Origin of the sequence: Methylocystis silviterrae (assembly GCF_013350005.1) — a bacterium.
Classification (GTDB): domain Bacteria; phylum Pseudomonadota; class Alphaproteobacteria; order Rhizobiales; family Beijerinckiaceae; genus Methylocystis; species Methylocystis silviterrae.
On sequence record NZ_JABVWW010000056.1, the window covers coordinates 1 to 1,278 of the forward strand.

The window sequence follows — 1,278 nt, forward strand, 5'->3', positions numbered from 1 at the left end:
CAAATCGGGGTTGAGTTGATTCACTTGGTCATGTCGCAAGGGGATCGCGGCCATGGCGAAGGGAACGCCCGGATTTTTCGATGTCGACGAACGGCTGGCTGAGCTGTCGGCCAAAGGGGACGATCTTGAGCGCGTGAAGGCGCTGGTCGATTTTGAGATGTTCCGGGCGGCGCTGGAGGCGGCAGTGCCGCGTGCCGATCGCTCCAAGGGTGGGCGTCCGCCGTTCGATCCTGTGTTCATGTTCAAGGTGCTGATCCTGCAAGCAATGCATTCGTTGTCGGACGAGCGCTGCGAATATCTGATCAAGGACCGCCTGTCGTTCATGCGCTTTCTCGGATTGGGTTTGGCCGACGCGGTTCCCGACGCCAATACGATCTGGACGTTCCGCGAGGCGCTGAAGAAGGCGAATGCGGCCGACGTCTTGTTCGAGCAGTTTGACGCAGCGCTGCGCGAGGCCGGCTTTCTCGCGATGTCCGGCCAGATCGTCGACGCCACAATTGTCGCCGCGCCCAAGCAGCGCAATACGAACGGCGAGAAGCAGGCGATCAAGGACGGCCGCATTCCAGAGGAATGGAAGGACAAGCCGGCGAAGCTCGCACAGAAAGATCGCGACGCGCGCTGGACGGTCAAATACACGAAAGCCAAAGTGCGGGAGGACGGCTCGCTTCCGCCGGTCGATCTCGCCATCCCCGCCTTCGGATACAAGAACCATGTGTCGATCGACCGGGCGCATGGGCTGATCCGCAAATGGACGGCGACACACGCCGCCGCGCATGACGGCGCGCGGCTGGAGGATGTGCTCGACAAAACCAACACGGCGAGCGAGGTCTATGCGGACACGGCGTATCGCTCGGCGAAGAATGAAGCGATGCTGTCGCGGCGCGGCTTCATCTCGCGCATTCATCGCAAGAAGCCCAAGGGCAAGCCGATGCCGGAGCGAACGCGCATCGCCAATGCGCAGAAGTCGAAAGTGCGCAGCGCCGTCGAACATGTGTTCGCGCATCAGAAGGGGCTGATGGGCCTGTTCGTGCGAACAATCGGCCTGGCGCGGGCGCGGCTCAAGATAGGGCTCGCCAATCTCGCCTACAACATGCGCCGCTTCGTCTGGCTGCGCGAGAGAGGGGCGCCTGCGTAGCAAAATTAGCGGCAAAGACGGCGCCGCTCACCGGGCGACGCCGCTTTCGAAGCCCATGAACCGATTCTTCCCGGAAGGATGGCCTCGAGCCGCCTCACGCCCAACAGCCAGTCCACGAAAAGCCCGGTTATTGGAGGTGTCCA

At 62.3% G+C, this 1,278-nt stretch carries 1 protein-coding gene; it reads left to right on the top strand.

What is annotated here, in order from left to right:
- Window positions 1-52: 52 nt before the first annotated feature.
- The gene (locus tag HUN39_RS18920; protein WP_175095976.1) at window positions 53-1,135 is read left to right on the top strand and encodes a transposase; all 1,083 of its coding nucleotides are present in this window, start codon (window positions 53-55) and stop codon (window positions 1,133-1,135) included.
- The last annotated feature ends 143 nt before the right edge of the window (window positions 1,136-1,278 follow it).

Excerpts from the sequence above, each read along its gene's own strand:
- HUN39_RS18920 (WP_175095976.1), top strand. The coding sequence starts at position 53 with ATGGCGAAGGGAACGCCCGGATTTTTCGATGTCGACGAACGGCTGGCT.